This is a genomic window from Pseudomonas sp. TH37, from assembly GCF_016650735.1.
GTDB lineage: Bacteria > Pseudomonadota > Gammaproteobacteria > Pseudomonadales > Pseudomonadaceae > Aquipseudomonas > Aquipseudomonas farris.
In genome coordinates, this window is the sequence record NZ_JAEKFD010000005.1 from 187,330 (window position 1) to 202,845 (window position 15,516).

Genomic DNA, 15,516 nt, shown 5'->3' on the forward strand with positions numbered 1-15,516 from the left:
CGGCTCAAACTTTCGTCTATTTTATGACCTTGGGCTGTTTGGTCCGGGCATTTGCTTGTGTATGCTCCGTGCACAATTCGGGCTCGCATGCTCACTATAAGAACAAGAACATTGCCTATGACCCTCAGCTCCGACCTGTCGGGCCCCTCTGTGGAGCCCCGGGTTATCCGCAAGCAGTACGCCATGGAAATGGCGGTCGAACGCACGCGCCTGCTGTACCAAGGCTCGCTGTTGCCTACGCTGTTCATGCTGATCAACGGTCTGGTGTGCGCCGGCTTGCTCTGGAGCCCACAGCGTTACTTCGTGGTCAGCGTCTGGTTGATCTGGTTATTGTCGCTGGTGGCGTTGCGGGTGATTCAGGTCGCAGCCTTCGATTCGGCGATTCCCAACCGTCAGGCTCATCCGGTCTGGCGTCGCATGTTCATGCTTGGTTCTGCCATGACTGGCCTGACCCTGGCCGGTGCTGGCATCGCGTTAGTGCCCGCTGACAATTTCATGCAGCAAGCCTGGGTGTTCGGCCTGATCGGCGCCGCGGCCCTCTCGGCCAGCGTCGCTTATGCCGTCAGCCTGCCGGCTTTTCTGTCCTTTACCTTGCCCTGTCTATTGCCGGCCATCGGCTATCTGTTCTGGGGCGGCGATGAGCAAGAACAGGGCTGGGGCTGGTTTGGCCTGATTTTGCTGGGTTCGTTGAGCGTGGTCGCCTGGCAGGTCAATCGGCTGATTAACCAAGGGCTGCTGCGACGCTTTCAAAATCAGGCCCTGATCGAGCATTTGCAGCAGGCGCAAAGTCGCAGCGATCAGCTCAACCACGAACTGGCCAAGGAAATCGACCAGCGTCGCCGCGCCGAAGACGAATTACGTGAAACTCAGGTCGACCTCGAAAATCGGGTTGCCCAACGCAGTCTGGAGCTGGACGCCGCCAACCAGGCCTTGAGCAAGAGCGAAGCGCGGCTGGCGCTGGCGTTGAAGGCGAGCGAACTCGGGCTGTGGGACTGGAACCTGCAGACAGACGAAGTCCATCACACCCAACTCCAGGAGCTGTTTGGCCTGGAGCCGGAATTCGTGACAGCCATGCTCCGCCACCTCAAGCCCAGGCTGCACCCCGACGACTTGCCATCGCTGAAGCGGGCGCTGGTCGAGCATTTGAAGGGTCGCAGCGAGGATTATCAGATCGAGTATCGGGTACGGCATGGCGATGGCCATTGGGTCTGGATCGAGGACCGTGGTCGAGCGGTGGAGCGCGCCGAGAACGGCCGGGTGATCCGCATGGTCGGTACCCGCCGCGATATCAGCGCCAGCAAGGGCCTGGAAGAACAGCGCCAACTGGCGGCGACAGTGTTCGAGGCGGCCAGCGAAGGCATTGTGATTTTCGACCCGAATTACGCGCTGATTGCCGTCAATCAGGCCTTCAGCCGAGTGACCGGCTACGACATCGACGACATGCTCGGGCGCAACGTGGTCGATTTGCCCTGCAGCCGCGATGCCCGCCGGCATTACACCGCGATTCATCAGGCGCTGGAACAGCACGGTAGTTGGCAAGGTGAGTTGGTCGAAACGCGCAAGAATGGCGAGTTGTATCCGCAATGGCTGCAATTGAATGCCGTGCGCGATGCGCGGGGAAATGTGAGTCATATTGTCGGCTTCTTCGCCGATCTATCCGCTCGACGTGAATCCGAAGAGCGCATGCGCTACCTCACCCATTACGACGAACTCACAGGATTGGCCAACCGTTCGTTGTTCCGCGAACGGCTGCGCGAGGCTCATCAGCGGGTGCGTCAGGGCGGTCGGCGCAGCCTGGCGTTGCTGCACATCAATCTGGACCGTTTCAAGCTGCTCAACGATAGCCTCGGCCACGAAATCGCCGATGAACTGTTGCAGAAAATGTCCCGCCGCCTGGTCAATGCGCTGCCGGAAGCGGACACCATTGCCCGGTTGTCCGGCGATGAATTTGCGGTGCTGTTCGATGCCTATGGCAACCTGTCGAGCCTGGCGCGCGTAGCGACCCGATTGTCGGCCAAGCTGCGTTTGCCAGTCACCGTCGAGGGGCATGAATTGGTGGTGAGCGCGTCCATGGGCATCAGCCTGTTGCCGGACACCGCGCGGGAGATTTCCGCGCTGGTCAGCCAGTCGAACATGGCCATGCAGCATGCCAAACACTTGGGCGGCAACAACTTCCAGTTCTATACAGACAGCCTGCAAGCCAGCACGCTCGAGCGTTTGCAGCTCGAGAACCAGTTGCGCAAAGCCATCGAAGAAAAGCAGCTGAAAGTGTTTTATCAACCGAAACTCTGCCTCGCCACCGGCCGGCTGAATGCCGCCGAGGCGTTGGTACGCTGGAATCACCCGACCCTGGGCCAGGTACCGCCGGGGGATTTCATCGGTCTGGCCGAGGAAACCGGGCTGATCGGCGCTATCGGCGAGTTCGTTTTGCGCCAGGCCTGTTGGCAAGCTTGTGAATGGCAGCGTCAGGGACTGGAGCCGATTCGGGTGTCGGTCAACCTGTCGGTGCATCAACTGCGTCAGGGAAAACTGGTCAGCCTGGTGCGCCAGGTGCTGGAGGAAACCGGTCTGGCGCCGCATTACCTGGAACTGGAACTCACCGAAAGCCAGTTGCTGGACAGCGTCGAGCACATCATTGCGACCTTCCAGCAGTTGCGCGACCTTGGGGTGAAACTGGCAATCGACGATTTTGGCACTGGCTATTCGTCTCTCAGCTATCTCAAGCGCATCCCCGTGGACTACGTGAAAATCGATCAGGCATTTATCCGCGGTCTGGGGGAGAGCAGCGAGGATGCGGCGATCACCCGGGCGATCATCGCCATGGCCCATGGTCTGTCGCTGAAAGTGGTGGCTGAAGGCGTCGAGCGACCGGAGCAGCTGGAGTTTCTGAAGACCGAGCGCTGCGATGAAGTGCAGGGCTATTGGGTCAGCCGTCCTGTTGAAGCCGCCGACCTGGCCGAGCTTTTACGTCGCGACGCCAACCCTTTGTAGCTGCAGGCTTCGCCAGCTGCTACAACGACCGAGAGGGCTACATGGAGTGCATGTCGCATGAAATGGGGACATTGAGTTACGCATTGAGCAGGCAAAAAGCCGATTCATGTAGTATAACTACAAGCGTGCTACATCCCCGGCGCCTGCCAATAACAAAGAGTCCACCCCTTTGAATCTGCTGCAACACATCGCCCAGTCACGCCACCTGTTACGCAAGTCGGAGCTCAAGGTCGCCGACCACGTGCTGCTTGACCCTGCGGCGGTGATGCACAGTTCCATGGCCGACCTGGCCCACAGCGTGGGCATCAGCGAGCCGACCATCGTGCGGTTTTGCCGCGCCATCGGTTGCTCCGGGTTTCAGGATTTGAAGTTGAAACTGGCGCAGAGCCTGGCGGCCGGCGCGAGTTTCGGGCAGTTCGCGATCCATGAAGATGATTCGGTCGCCGACTACAGCCTGAAGATCTTCGACACCACCCTGCACACCCTGATGGAGGTTCGCGAGAAACTCGATCCGGTGGAGTTGCAGAGGGCGGTGTCGCTGATGTCTCAGGCCCAGCGTGTCGAGTTCTATGGATTCGGTGCTTCGGGCGCAGTGGCGGCGGATGCCCAGCACAAGTTCTTCCGTTTGCTGCTGACTGCAGCGGCGTATTCCGACCCGCACATGCAGGCGATGTCGGCGGTCACCCTGAAGCCGAGCGACGTGGCGATCTGCATTTCCCAGTCGGGGCGTTCCAAGGACCTGTTGATCACGGCCAACCTTGTGCGCGAAAGCGGCGCTTCGTTGATCACTTTGTGCCCGAGCCAGACACCGTTGGCTGAGCTGTCGACCGTCAACCTGGCGATCGACGTGCATGAAGACACCGAAATCTACACGCCGCTGACGTCGCGCATTGCGCACCTGGTGGTGATCGATGTGCTGGCGATGGGCGTGGCCATGGCCCGCGGTCCGAGCCTGGTCAATCACCTGAAAAGCGTCAAGCGCAGCCTTCGCAGCTTGCGGCTGTCGCCCAAGTCAGTAAAAGCGCTGGACGATTGAGCCCGATCTGACATTGCCGGAAGGTCGTTCCGACCTTTTCGCGGGCAAGCCCGCTCCCACAAGGATCGGCTGTGTTGCATAGAATGAGTGAACACCATCGATCCCTGTGGGAGCGGGCTTGCCCGCGAAGGCGTCCTCAAAAACACCCCTGTCATCTGCCAATGTTCACACGTCTGTAACCCTCCCGCCGCCAAACCGTCATCCCTCGCACCTATCTTGTAACTCCCGTACTCGCCTTGGGAGACTCGAAATGGCTCAGCCCTACGAAGAACGCAACAGCGCCGTCAAAACCCGTCGTCAGCAAGAAGATCAGCGCCGCATGGAATTTCGCCGCGCCATCGAAGACCGCTGCGAACGCCGTCAGCTACTGGCCGAAATTGGCGATTTTCCTGAAGACCTCGAACTCAACTATTGGCAGGCAGCACCGGTAGCTTCCCGTCGAAACGCTCAACCAACGCGCTGATCTGCGCCCGTTCGCTGCGGATAAACGCAAGGAATGCGTGGGCCACCGGCGATAGCCGTTTGGCCTTGGCCTGCACCAGGCACCAGCTACGGAACAGCGGCAGCTCTTCGACCGGCAGCTCAATCAGGGCGCCGGTCGCCAACTCAAGGTTCAGGGCGTGGCGCGTCAACAGCGCCAGGCCCAGACCCGCCAATACGCATTCACGCTGAGCTTCGGCCGAGGCGACCTCCTGGGTCTGGGTGAAGTGCACGCGTTTCTCTTTGAAATACTCGTCGCACGCCAATCGTGTACCGGAACCGGGTTCGCGCAACAGCAGCGTGTAGGGTTCCAGATCCTGCAAGCGCAACGGTCCCATATGGCACAGCGGATGATCCGGCGGTGCTACAGCGACAATCGGATTGTTGAGGAACGGCAGGAATTCCAGCCCCATGTCTTGTGGGACCATCGACATGATCACCAAGTCATCACGGTTATCCGACAGGCGCCGGATGACCTGGCCACGGTTGACCACGGTCAAGTGCAGGTTCACTTCGGGATGCTGGCGTTTGAAGGCGGCAAACAGGTGCGGCACGAAATACTTGGCGCTGGATTCCACCGCCAGCTTCAGCTGACCCTGCAATGAGCCTTGCATGTCCGACAGCTGCATATCGAGGTTTTCCAGGCGCCCGAAAATGTCCCGACTGGCGCGCTGCAGTGCTTCGGCCGCCTCGGTCATGTAGAGTTTTTTGCCGACGTAATCGAATAAAGGTTGGCCGATCAGCTCTTCGAGTTGACGAATCTGTAGGCTCACGGCAGGTTGTGTGAGAGACATTTCGTCGGCAGCGCGGCTGTAGGACCTTAAGTCGCACACCTCATTGAAGATCTGCAATTGACGCAATGTCATACGCATCAATGACTTACGCATTTTCTAGAGATCCTGAGCGGAGGCTGATGCCTCAACTATAAGTCTTTGCTTATGTGTAACCCAATTATTATTCATTTTTGTTAATCCCTTGCGAAGGCTAGTGTGGAGCTGCGACTGAATTGAAACATTTGGTCACGCGTCGACCTGGTTTGACAGGTCGTGAGTACCACCGGCTCAAGGGAACCTCCAAGTGATAAAAAAGATCCTGATCGCCAACCGTGGTGAGATTGCCGTACGAATCGTGCGTGCCTGCGCCGAAATGGGCATTCGCTCGGTCGCGATCTATTCCGACGCCGACCGCCATGCCTTGCATGTGAAGCGTGCGGACGAGGCCCACAGCATCGGTGCTGAACCACTGGCCGGCTATCTGAACCCGCGCAAGCTGGTGAACCTGGCGGTGGAAACCGGTTGCGATGCGTTGCACCCCGGTTACGGCTTCCTTTCGGAAAATGCCGAGCTGGCGGACATCTGCGCCGAACGCGGTATCAAATTCATTGGTCCATCGGCTGAAGTGATTCGCCGCATGGGCGACAAGACCGAAGCTCGCCGCAGCATGATCAAGGCTGGCGTACCGGTCACCCCGGGCACCGAAGGCAACGTGTCGGGCATCGAAGAAGCCCTGACCGAAGGTGACCGCATCGGTTACCCGGTGATGCTCAAGGCCACATCCGGCGGTGGCGGTCGCGGCATTCGTCGCTGCAACAGTCGCGAAGAACTCGAACAAGCCTTTCCACGGGTCATTTCCGAAGCCACCAAGGCTTTCGGTTCGGCAGAAGTGTTCCTGGAAAAATGCATCGTCAATCCGAAACACATCGAAGCGCAGATTCTCGGCGACAGCTTTGGCAACGTGGTGCACCTGTTCGAGCGTGATTGCTCGATCCAGCGTCGCAACCAGAAGCTGATCGAGATCGCTCCGAGCCCGCAACTGACCCCGGAACAGCGCGCCTACATCGGCGACCTGTCGGTGCGCGCGGCCAAGGCTGTGGGTTACGAGAACGCCGGCACCGTGGAGTTCCTGCTCGCCGAGGGCGAGGTGTACTTCATGGAGATGAACACCCGGGTGCAGGTGGAACACACCATCACAGAAGAAATCACCGGCATCGACATTGTTCGCGAGCAGATTCGCATCGCGTCCGGCCTGCCGCTTTCGGTGAAACAGGAAGACATCCAGCACCGCGGTTTCGCGCTGCAGTTCCGGATCAACGCCGAAGACCCGAAAAACAACTTCCTGCCGAGCTTCGGCAAGATCACCCGTTACTACGCGCCCGGCGGTCCTGGCGTGCGCACCGACACAGCGATCTATACCGGCTACACCATTCCGCCGTTCTACGACTCGATGTGCCTGAAACTGGTGGTCTGGGCGCTGACCTGGGAAGAAGCGATGGACCGTGGCTTGCGTGCCCTTGACGACATGCGTCTGCAAGGGGTCAAGACCACTGCCGCGTACTACCAGGAAATCCTGCGTAACCCGGAATTCCGTAGCGGCCAGTTCAACACAAGCTTCGTTGAAAGCCACCCTGAACTGACCAACTACTCGATCAAGCGCAAACCCGAAGAGCTGGCCCTGGCCATCGCCGCCGCCATCGCCGCCCACGCAGGCCTGTGAGGAATATTCCAATGTCCAAGACCCCTGATTCTAAAAAGATACACGTTACCGACACAATCCTGCGCGACGCCCACCAATCGCTGCTCGCCACCCGCATGCGCACCGAAGACATGCTGCCTATCTGCGACAAGCTCGACAAAGTCGGCTACTGGTCGCTGGAATGCTGGGGCGGCGCGACCTTCGACGCCTGCGTACGCTTCCTGAAAGAAGACCCGTGGGAGCGTCTGCGCCAACTGCGCGCGGCCTTGCCTAACACGCGTCTGCAAATGCTCCTGCGTGGCCAGAACCTGCTGGGCTACCGCCACTACAGCGACGACGTGGTCAAAGCCTTCGTTGCCAAGGCTGCGGTCAACGGCATCGACGTGTTCCGCATTTTCGACGCGATGAACGACGTGCGTAACCTGCGAGTTGCCATCGAAGCGGTGAAGGCTGCCGGCAAACACGCTCAGGGCACCATCGCCTACACCACTAGCCCAGTGCACACCATTGACGCGTTCGTGGCGCAAGCCAGGCAAATGGAAGCCATGGGATGTGATTCCGTGGCGATCAAAGACATGGCCGGCCTGTTGACCCCGTACGCCACTGGCGAACTGGTCAAGGCATTGAAATCCGAGCAATCGCTGCCTGTGTTCATTCACTCGCACGACACCGCTGGCATGGCCACGATGTGCCAACTCAAGGCCATCGAAAACGGCGCCGATCACATTGACACCGCGATCTCCAGCTTCGCTTCCGGTACCAGCCATCCAGGCACCGAATCGATGGTCGCTGCTCTTAAAGGCAGCGAGTACGACACCGGCCTGAACCTGGAACTGCTGCAGGAAATCGGCTTGTACTTCTACGCCGTGCGCAAGAAGTACCACCAGTTCGAAAGCGAGTTCACCGCCGTCGATACCCGTGTTCAAGTCAACCAGGTACCGGGCGGGATGATTTCCAACCTGGCTAACCAGTTGAAAGAGCAGGGCGCGCTGAACCGCATGAGCGAAGTGCTGGCGGAGATCCCGCGCGTTCGTGAAGACCTCGGCTTCCCGCCGCTGGTGACCCCGACCTCGCAGATCGTTGGCACCCAGGCGTTCTTCAACGTGCTGGCCGGCGAGCGCTACAAGACCATCACCAACGAAGTGAAGCTCTACCTGCAAGGCGGCTACGGCAAAGCGCCGGGCACCGTGAACGAAAAACTGCGTCGTCAGGCGATCGGCAGCGAAGAAGTGATCGACGTCCGTCCAGCTGACCTGCTCAAGCCGGAAATGACCAAGCTGCGTGCCGAAATCGGCGCCGTGGCCAAGTCTGAAGAAGACGTGCTGACCTACGCCATGTTCCCGGACATCGGCCGCAAGTTCCTCGAAGAACGCGCAGCCGGCACCCTCACACCAGAGGTGCTGTTGCCAATTCCGGAAGCGGGCGGCGTGGCGTCGGCCGGCGGCGAAGGCGTGCCGACCGAGTTCGTCATCGACGTTCACGGCGAAACCTACCGCGTCGACATCACCGGTGTCGGCGTCAAGTCGGAAGGCAAGCGCCACTTCTATCTGTCCATCGACGGCATGCCGGAAGAAGTGGTGTTCGAACCACTCAACGAATTCGTCAGCGGCGGTAGCAGCAAGCGCAAGCAAGCCACTGCACCGGGCCACGTCAGCACCACCATGCCAGGCAACATCGTCGATGTGCTGGTCAAGGAAGGCGACACCGTGAAAGCCGGCCAAGCCGTGCTGATCACCGAAGCGATGAAGATGGAAACCGAAGTCCAATCGGCCATCGCCGGCAAAGTCACCGCCATCCACGTGGCCAAGGGCGACCGGGTGAACCCGGGCGAGATTCTGATCGAGATCGAAGGCTGAGTTAACAGCCTCGATATACCGTTTTAAACCTCGGGGGGGCATGTGCTCCCCTTTTTTTTCGCCCGGAGTTTGGGCCTTCCCAATTCCGGTAAGTTAAAAGAGAACCTGTGGGAGCGAGGCTTGCCCGCGAAGAACGATGACGCGTAATACCTGAAAAACCGCGGTGCATTCTTCGCGGGCAAGCCACGCTCCCACAAGGAACTGTGCTGAATCAGTGAGGACGAGGCGATTTCGTCAGAGCGCCATCCGCCACTGCCCCATTACGCCATGATTGCGACTGTCAGTGCCGATCTCTCCAGTGATGCCTACACCCAGCGTGTGGTTGGCCGAGAGTCCCAGGTCGAGCCCGGCATCAAGCGACAGGCTGTCGCGATCAAACGCTGCCCCGGCGATGTCGAAACGTTTCCCGCCCTTGACCAGCTGTTGGCGCGTTTCGCTGTCGAGCTCGCCATAGATGTGTTTCCAGCCGGCGCTGAATCGCGGTGTCAGGTGCATGCCGTTGTCCAGTGTGTTCAGCTTCGCCGCGCGCAGGCCGAAGGTGCTGCTTAAGTTGTCCTGGGTTTGCCCATAGACTTTCAGCGCTGCATCCCCTCCTTTTTCGGTGTGGTTTTCACGCTGGTAGCGTTGATAACCGACACTGGCGAATGGCTCTATGGTCACATTGTTGCGGCCCAGGTTGAAGCCCGCTTCGGCGAAGGCTTGTTGGGTGTTGGCGTCATAACTGCCTTTGAGACGGTCGCTGAATCCGTTGAACGCGACCCGACGTTTGCTGCTGCCTTCATGGTTGTCGAAGGTCGCACCGAGACGCAGCGTCAACGGGCCGTCCTGGCGCACCGCATAAGCACCCAGGTGCCAACTGTCGAGATCGCCATCGAATTGCCGGGCATCGAGTTTCGTCTGTGATTTTCCGCCCATCACCCCGACATGCCATTGCTGATCGAGCCGCCAGTCGGCGCCCAGAACCAGGCCTTGGGTGGAATGCTTCAGCGTGTTGTCGAAGTCGTTCTCGACTTTGCCGCCATGGCCCAATGCCTGAAGCCAGACGCGGCTGCTATTTTCACTACCAGTGGCAACGCGTGGAGCTTTGTTGGAGAAAGCGCCCGTGCCGTTATCCAGCTGGCGCATAGCGGAGAGCATGCTGGCGCTGACGGGGCTGACACTGCTTAAAGTGGCCTTTGCGAGGTTGGCGTTGCTACTTGCGGTCAATTGTTCAATAGCAACGGAGGCAGTGGTCTTGTTGCTGGCCAGCAGCGCGTTGATGGCAGCGTTGGCGGTCATGGTCTTGGAGGTGTCCACACTGCGGGCCAGGGCCTGCCCGCTGGCAGAGGTGGCAAACTTCTCGAGCGGCACGTCATTGCGCGTATAGGTCAGGGTCACTTGAGTGTCACTGTAGGAAACTTTCGGTGTCATGAACGCCAGATTGTTGCTGACTCGTCCGAACTCACCTTCAATCTTGCCGGCATTCAGCACGGTGTGGACGGTGCTTTGGGCGTAGTTACCGGGCAGACCAATAACATTCAAACCTGCGTTACCCAGTGTGGCCGTACCCTCAACCGAAAGCGCTGAGGCGCCTTCGGTGGCCGACACGATGTAGTCGATAGCCGCGCCTTCGGATAACTCCAGGTCACCCCTGACGGTGGGGGCACTATCTTTTCTGACAAGCAGCCTGCCGTCCACGTACAGATTTTCAACGTCGCCCTTACCGGCAAAGAGTGCACCTTGGTCGACATAGGCATCACCCTTTATCGAGCCGTTGTTCAACAGAGTGGCTCGGGCCTTGACCTCGGCAGTGCCGTTGAAATCATGGCTTAGCGTCCAGACGCCGCGGGCTACGCGTACACCTTCAAAGTTACTTGTTTCACCAATCTCACCGCCTTCGGTGGCGTTCAGCAGCAAGCCGTTTTTCCCTGCACCCCCGTCTATACGGCCGTCCCATCGGATGCCGTCGTTGATCACGAGCAGGTCGTCGGCCTCTCCCAGCTGCAACGAGACGCCGTTAATGTTTTCGAAGGGCTTTGAAGGGATTGTGTGCTGAGTGGTGTAGGCATTCTGGAAGTCGTCGAAAGGGTTCCTTTCGGCTGTTACGACTGCTTCTTCTGTCGCGGAGGGTTCGGGGAGCGCGAGGGCTTCATAGAAGTCATCGTCGAACTCGATTGCAGCACTGACAGGTTTTGGCGCGGCCGACAGAGTTGTCTGATCTTCGCTCGGTGGGGCCGCTGGCCGGGCTGTAAGCTCAAGCGGACCGATGGGTTCGATGTCTTCAAACCGATTTGCGGTGGGGGCGACAGGTTTGGTGATTTTTTTTCGGGTTTTGGTGGGTTTCGCATTGGAGTCGGCCTGAGTTGTCAATTGCTCGGCCAGGGACGTTTCTGCACAACCGATTGCAATCGCAATGGCGAGAACAAGGTGTTGAGGTTTGTATTTGTATTGAACGGGCATCGAGTACAGCCTCTCTTGAATAGAGGCCAAACTCTAAGAGGGAGGCTATAGGTGCCGATGTCAGCTGCTTCCGACGGGCTTGCGGGGAGTGTCAGATGGTTGTGTAGAAAATGGCCAGCCGCTTGAAACCGGCTGATTTTATCTGTTCGCGCTGATGCTTTTTCTTACATCGAATCAAGATACGGGGGCTATCGCATTGACGAAAACGTATCTGCTGCACATTAAAGATCAAAAGATCGCAGCCTTCGGCAGCTCCTACTTCGGGTCGACGTACACCCGGTAGGAGCTGCCGAAGGCTGCGATCTTTTGGCTTTTAACCTAGCTACGGCTCAAATACGCCTTCCCGTAATGCCGCTCCATCCGCGCCTGAATCAGCTCCAATCCAATCGACATCAACCAATAAATAATCGCCGCCGTCGTGAGCATCTCGATATAGCGATAGCTCGAGCGCCCATACGATTGCGCCAGGAACATCACTTCCCAAACCCCCATCACCGAAATCAGTGATGAGTCCTTGAGCATGGAGATGAACTGGTTGGTGGTGGGCGGGATGATGGTGCGCATGGCCTGGGGCAGGGTGACGCGCCAGAAGATCACGGTTTCGCGCATGCCCAGGGCCAATGATGCTTCGCGTTGGCCATGGGGGACGCCGAGGATGCCGGCGCGGAAGATTTCGCTCAGGTAGGCGCCGTAGTTCAGCGACAGGGCGATGATGCCGGCGGCAATGGCGCCGGGCACAATGCCGAGTTGTGGCAGGCCGAGGTAGATCAGCAGGATCTGAATCAGCAGCGGTGTGCCGCGAAAGAACGAGGCATAGAAGCTCGCGATACCGAACGCCACCGCACTTTTCGACAGTCGAGCCAAAGCCGTGATGAAGCCCAGCAGCGATGACGTCACGATTGAGCACAGGCACAAGAACAACGTCAGCGCTGCGCCTTGCAGAAAGCCGTTGGGCGCCAGGTGCAGGCCGATCAGGTTCGGCAGTTTGTCGAGGATGATCGAGAACTTCAGGTCGAAGCTCAGGAAGAAACTCGCGAACAAGCCGAACATCGCCGCCCAGGTCAGATACAGCCGAGTACGGAAGCCGAAGACCCGTTGCAGTAATGACTCAGCCACTGGTTGCGGCGGCTGAGGTGGTTTGGGGAAAGAAGTCATTTGCTGATGTCGGCGCCGATCCATTTTTGCGACAGCTTGCTCAAGGTGCCGTCCTGTTTCAGCTGGGCAAACACATCACGTACTTTGGCGTCCCACTGGGCGTCGCCTTTTTCGATGGCCACCGAGTTCGGCTCCGAGTACAGCGGCTCACCGGCGAGCTTGAAGCGCTTGTCTTCGTTCAGGCGTGGTTGCGCGGTCACCAGGTTGGTGAGAATCGCATCCAGACGTACGCCAGCGCCCAGGCCCAAATCCTGGAACGCGACGTTGTCGGTGTCATACGGGGCGATCTGCACATTCTCGAACGGGTACTGCAATTGGGTGTCTTCGGCGCCTTCGATCACCAGGTTTTTGTTCAGGTAGCTTTCATAGCTCGAGGCGCTGGTGAGGCCGACTTTTTTACCGCTCAGGTCCTTGGCGCTGTGAATGCTGTCGTTCGTGGCGTTGACCACGATCACGGCAGGGGAGGCGTAGTACTCGACCGGGAAGTCGAAGACTTCGGCGCGGGCCTTGCTCGGGGTCATGGAGCAGATGCAGATGTCATAACGCCCGCTCCAGCGACCGGCGGCGATCACATCCCAGGACGGCGTTTCGAGGCGCAGCTTGACGCCCAGTTTGTCCGCCACGGCCTTGGCCACGTCGACGTCGAAACCATCGAGCTGATTTTGATCGTTGAGGAACGAGAAGGGTGGATAGCTTTCCATCAACACACCCACCAGTTCTTTCTTTTGCTCGATGCGATCCAGAGTGGCGCCCGCAAAGGCTTGGGTAGAGGTAGCCAAAATCGTCAGGCCCAGGGCCAGCAGTGGTTGAAATTTCACAGTTGATCCCTGAAAAAAAGAGGTTGTTATTAACCGGGTGGTGCGTATTAAATAGTTATAAGAAGGACTCTGATAGTGAGTTATTTTCATAAGCTTATGAGTGAAAAGAATATGGGCGCAGGCAGCACGGTAATTCTGGATGGCGGCATGGGTCGTGAGCTGCAACGCCGAGGGGCGCCGTTCAGGCAGCCTGAATGGTCCGCGCTAGCTTTAAGCGAAGCGCCGCAAGCTGTGGAGGCCGTGCACGCGGCTTATATCGAAAGCGGTGCCAACGTGATCACTAGCAACAGTTATGCGGTGGTGCCGTTCCATATTGGCGAAGAGCGTTTTGCCGCTGAGGGTCAGGCGCTCGCGGCATTGGCTGGTGAGCTGGCCCGTCGTGCAGTCGATGCGGCGGGCAAACCGGTGCGCGTGGCCGGTTCATTGCCGCCGTTGTTCGGCTCCTATCGCCCGGACCTGTTTGATGCCGCGCGGGTAACTGAGCTGCTGACGCCTCTGGTCAATGGCCTGGCGCCTCATGTCGACCTGTGGCTGGCCGAAACCCAGAGCTCGATTATCGAGGCCCGGGCGATCCATGCCGGACTGCCGAAGGACGGCAAGCCGTTCTGGCTGTCGTTTACCTTGAAGGATGAAGACACTGACGAAGTGCCGCGTCTGCGTTCCGGTGAGCCCGTGGCTGAGGCTGCCGCGGTGGCGGCTGAGTTGGGCGTCGAAACTTTGCTGTTCAACTGCAGCCAGCCAGAAGTGATCGGCGCTGCGATTGATGCGACGCGGGAAACCTTCGAACGCTTGGGGGTGAAGATTCACATCGGCGCGTACGCCAATGCCTTCCCGCCGCAGCCGAAAGAGGCCACGGCCAATGACGGTCTGGACCCGTTGCGCGACGATCTCGACCCACCGGGTTATCTGCAATGGGCGGCCGATTGGCAGAAGCGTGGGGCCAGCCATTTGGGCGGTTGCTGCGGGATCGGGCCGGAGCATATTGCGGTGTTGGCCCAGAAGTTAGCGTGATGCCATTCGCGAGCAGGCTCGCTCCCACACTAGATCTTCAGTGAACACGTATATTGTGTTCGACAACGATCCAATGTGGGAGCGAGCCTGCTCGCGATAGCGTCCGTCCGGGCGCCGAAGATTACTGGCGGCACTCAACCAGAGTTTTCACCTGCCCCGATTCCGTCTGGTTCTCATCGGACAGCCACCGCTCGAACCCCGCGCCAATCGCTGGCCATTCCGAATCCAGAATCGAATACCACGCCGTGTCACGGTTCTGACCCTTGACCACCATGTGCTGACGGAACACCCCTTCAAAACTGAACCCCAACCGCTCTGCCGCATATTTGGAGCGGGCATTGCCGTTGTTGCATTTCCATTCCAGACGCCGATAACCCAAGGCAAAGGATTCCCTGGCCAGCAGGTAAACCGCTTCGGTGCTCTTTGGCGAACGCTGCATCGGTGCGCCGAAGGTCACATGGCCGATCTCGATGCGGCCCTGGGAAGGGACTATCGACATCAGGCTGAGGATACCCTGCACGTCGCCGCTGGCGCGGTCGATCACCGTGAAGAAATACGGGTCGCTGTTGGCCGCATGGTTGTTCAGCCAATCGTTGAAAGCGCTGCGCTCCGGGAATGGACCATAGGGCAAATAGTCCCAGAGTTTCGGATCCGAGCCCGGGCCTTCGAGGGCTTTCCACAAGCCGTCGGCGTGACGCGCCGGGTCAAGTTTTTCCAGGCGGATGAAACGCCCTTCGATCAGTTGAACCGAGGGTGGCGGAACACCTTTCCAGTCCGCGAGTGAAGTCGACATGCTGCTCTCCTTGAACCTTATAGGGCGTGGCGAAACTGGATGAAACCGGGACGCTCGGCGATGCGCTCATATAGCTGGATCGCGGTGGCGTTGGTTTCGTGGGTCAGCCAATGAACCTTGCAGCAGCCATCGGCCTTGGCCGTGGTGTAGACGAATTCGATCAGTTGCCGACCGACACCGGTGCCGCGTGTTTCTGGTGTCACCAGCAAGTCTTGCAGGTAGCAGGAGTTTTCGATGCTCCAGTTCGAGCGGTGGTAGATGAAATGCACCATGCCCACCGCTTTGCCATCGGCCCAGGCCAGCGCCGCATGGGTCGGTTCGCTCGGATCGAGCAGGCGCTGCCAGGTGCTCTGGGTGACTGCGTCGGGCAATTCGGTGTTGTAGAAGCGCAAGTAGGCTTGCCACAACGGCAGCCAGGCAGCGTGATCGTCGGTGGTGACCTGGCGGATGTCGATCTGACTCATG

Annotated in this window: 12 protein-coding genes; 6 read left to right on the plus strand and 6 right to left on the minus strand. The window is 59.0% G+C overall.

Features of this window, described 5'->3' with window-relative positions; translation table 11 throughout:
* Window positions 1–117: 117 nt before the first annotated feature.
* The 3 genes from JFU11_RS15265 to JFU11_RS15275 all read left to right on the plus strand — a co-directional run bounded on the left by JFU11_RS15265 (window position 118) and on the right by JFU11_RS15275 (window position 4,490).
* On the plus strand, window positions 118–2,991 hold the full coding sequence (locus JFU11_RS15265) for an EAL domain-containing protein (protein ID WP_123720138.1): 2,874 nt from the start codon (window positions 118–120) through the stop codon (window positions 2,989–2,991).
* 169 nt (window positions 2,992–3,160) lie between these two features.
* On the plus strand, window positions 3,161–4,027 hold the full coding sequence (hexR, locus tag JFU11_RS15270; protein WP_007896526.1) for a transcriptional regulator HexR: 867 nt from the start codon (window positions 3,161–3,163) through the stop codon (window positions 4,025–4,027).
* Window positions 4,028–4,277: 250 nt separating this feature from the next.
* The gene (locus tag JFU11_RS15275) at window positions 4,278–4,490 is read left to right on the plus strand and encodes a hypothetical protein (RefSeq protein ID WP_123357127.1); all 213 of its coding nucleotides are present in this window, start codon (window positions 4,278–4,280) and stop codon (window positions 4,488–4,490) included.
* Here JFU11_RS15275 and JFU11_RS15280 read toward each other — a convergent pair.
* Window positions 4,432–5,394, minus strand: a complete 963-nt coding sequence (locus tag JFU11_RS15280; protein WP_123357128.1) for a LysR family transcriptional regulator — start codon at window positions 5,392–5,394, stop codon at window positions 4,432–4,434. The genes JFU11_RS15275 and JFU11_RS15280 overlap by 59 nt on opposite strands.
* Window positions 5,395–5,584: 190 nt before the next feature.
* Between JFU11_RS15280 and JFU11_RS15285 the strand changes: the two genes are divergently transcribed.
* Together JFU11_RS15285 and oadA are read left to right on the plus strand one after the other, a co-directional pair.
* Window positions 5,585–7,000, plus strand: a complete 1,416-nt coding sequence (locus JFU11_RS15285) for an acetyl-CoA carboxylase biotin carboxylase subunit (RefSeq protein ID WP_007896523.1) — start codon at window positions 5,585–5,587, stop codon at window positions 6,998–7,000.
* 11 nt (window positions 7,001–7,011) lie between these two features.
* Window positions 7,012–8,835: a sodium-extruding oxaloacetate decarboxylase subunit alpha gene (oadA, locus tag JFU11_RS15290; protein ID WP_123720139.1), complete on the plus strand. Its 1,824-nt coding sequence runs from the start codon at window positions 7,012–7,014 to the stop codon at window positions 8,833–8,835.
* A 234-nt stretch (window positions 8,836–9,069) separates the two neighbouring features.
* Here the strand turns inward: oadA and JFU11_RS15295 are convergent, their stop codons facing one another.
* From JFU11_RS15295 to JFU11_RS15305, 3 genes are all read right to left on the minus strand, one after another.
* Window positions 9,070–11,274, minus strand: a complete 2,205-nt coding sequence (locus JFU11_RS15295; RefSeq protein WP_201061134.1) for an autotransporter outer membrane beta-barrel domain-containing protein — start codon at window positions 11,272–11,274, stop codon at window positions 9,070–9,072.
* Between the two features lie 318 nt (window positions 11,275–11,592).
* On the minus strand, window positions 11,593–12,429 hold the full coding sequence (locus tag JFU11_RS15300) for an amino acid ABC transporter permease (protein WP_052966075.1): 837 nt from the start codon (window positions 12,427–12,429) through the stop codon (window positions 11,593–11,595).
* The gene (locus JFU11_RS15305; RefSeq protein ID WP_201061136.1) at window positions 12,426–13,247 is read right to left on the minus strand and encodes an ABC transporter substrate-binding protein; all 822 of its coding nucleotides are present in this window, start codon (window positions 13,245–13,247) and stop codon (window positions 12,426–12,428) included. The genes JFU11_RS15300 and JFU11_RS15305 overlap by 4 nt, the downstream gene beginning before the upstream one ends.
* Window positions 13,248–13,358: 111 nt before the next feature.
* On the opposite strand from JFU11_RS15305, the gene JFU11_RS15310 reads away from it, so the two are divergent.
* Window positions 13,359–14,258, plus strand: coding sequence for a homocysteine S-methyltransferase family protein (locus JFU11_RS15310; RefSeq protein ID WP_123720320.1), 900 nt, complete (start codon window positions 13,359–13,361; stop codon window positions 14,256–14,258).
* 121 nt (window positions 14,259–14,379) lie between these two features.
* Here JFU11_RS15310 and JFU11_RS15315 read toward each other — a convergent pair whose 3' ends face one another.
* Together JFU11_RS15315 and JFU11_RS15320 are read right to left on the minus strand one after the other, a co-directional pair.
* Window positions 14,380–15,051, minus strand: coding sequence for a GNAT family protein (locus tag JFU11_RS15315; protein ID WP_052966078.1), 672 nt, complete (start codon window positions 15,049–15,051; stop codon window positions 14,380–14,382).
* 17 nt (window positions 15,052–15,068) lie between these two features.
* Window positions 15,069–15,515: a GNAT family N-acetyltransferase gene (locus JFU11_RS15320; RefSeq protein WP_095052345.1), complete on the minus strand. Its 447-nt coding sequence runs from the start codon at window positions 15,513–15,515 to the stop codon at window positions 15,069–15,071.
* Window position 15,516: the final 1 nt, after the last annotated feature.

Bases quoted from the DNA above. Each gene is read 5' to 3' on its own strand.
- JFU11_RS15265 (WP_123720138.1), top strand. From the start codon at position 118: ATGACCCTCAGCTCCGACCTGTCGGGCCCCTCTGTGGAGCCCCGGGTT.
- JFU11_RS15275 (WP_123357127.1), top strand. From the start codon at position 4,278: ATGGCTCAGCCCTACGAAGAACGCAACAGCGCCGTCAAAACCCGTCGT.
- JFU11_RS15280 (WP_123357128.1), bottom strand. From the start codon at position 5,394: ATGCGTAAGTCATTGATGCGTATGACATTGCGTCAATTGCAGATCTTC.
- oadA (WP_123720139.1), top strand. From the start codon at position 7,012: ATGTCCAAGACCCCTGATTCTAAAAAGATACACGTTACCGACACAATC.
- JFU11_RS15295 (WP_201061134.1), bottom strand. From the start codon at position 11,274: ATGCCCGTTCAATACAAATACAAACCTCAACACCTTGTTCTCGCCATT.
- JFU11_RS15300 (WP_052966075.1), bottom strand. From the start codon at position 12,429: ATGACTTCTTTCCCCAAACCACCTCAGCCGCCGCAACCAGTGGCTGAG.
- JFU11_RS15310 (WP_123720320.1), top strand. From the start codon at position 13,359: ATGGGCGCAGGCAGCACGGTAATTCTGGATGGCGGCATGGGTCGTGAG.
- JFU11_RS15315 (WP_052966078.1), bottom strand. From the start codon at position 15,051: ATGTCGACTTCACTCGCGGACTGGAAAGGTGTTCCGCCACCCTCGGTT.
- JFU11_RS15320 (WP_095052345.1), bottom strand. From the start codon at position 15,515: ATGAGTCAGATCGACATCCGCCAGGTCACCACCGACGATCACGCTGCC.